Raw genomic sequence first — 466 nt, forward strand, 5'->3', positions numbered from 1 at the left:
CTATCATGAACTTATCAAGCTTGCTGCCTTGTAGACACAGCCAGATAACGACTGGGATCATCACCAAGGTTAGCGAGTGCTGATACCACGCGACACCACCAAGACTGCCCATTAACCAATACATCAGCTGTCTAAGGCTTAGATCATCACTGAAGTAGAATGCCCATGTCACCATTGCTCCGGATAAAATACCAAGCGCGACGCCAATAAGCAGAAGCTTAGCGGTGGTCAAGCGCATGGCTCGCACCATACCTACCAGCAATAAAGTAAAACAGAGCGACCCAACGATAGCTGCAATCATAAACAGCTCTGGTGTTGGTGCGAACGGTAAGAAGAACAAGACGACAACCATGGCAAGGCTAGCGCCACCGGAAATACCCAATACGCCGGGCTCGGCCAGTACGTTGCCCAAGAGTACCTGTAGGCTCGCTCCGGATACCGCTAACGCAGCGCCAATGGCAATGGC

The 466-nt window shown here is 51.5% G+C and carries 1 protein-coding gene; it reads right to left on the reverse strand.

Features of this window, described 5'->3' with window-relative positions:
• On the reverse strand, window positions 1–466 hold a 466-nt coding region (locus tag KIV40_RS31585; protein WP_285353258.1), incomplete at both ends, for an iron chelate uptake ABC transporter family permease subunit.

It is taken from the genome of Vibrio sp. D173a, from assembly GCF_030248475.1.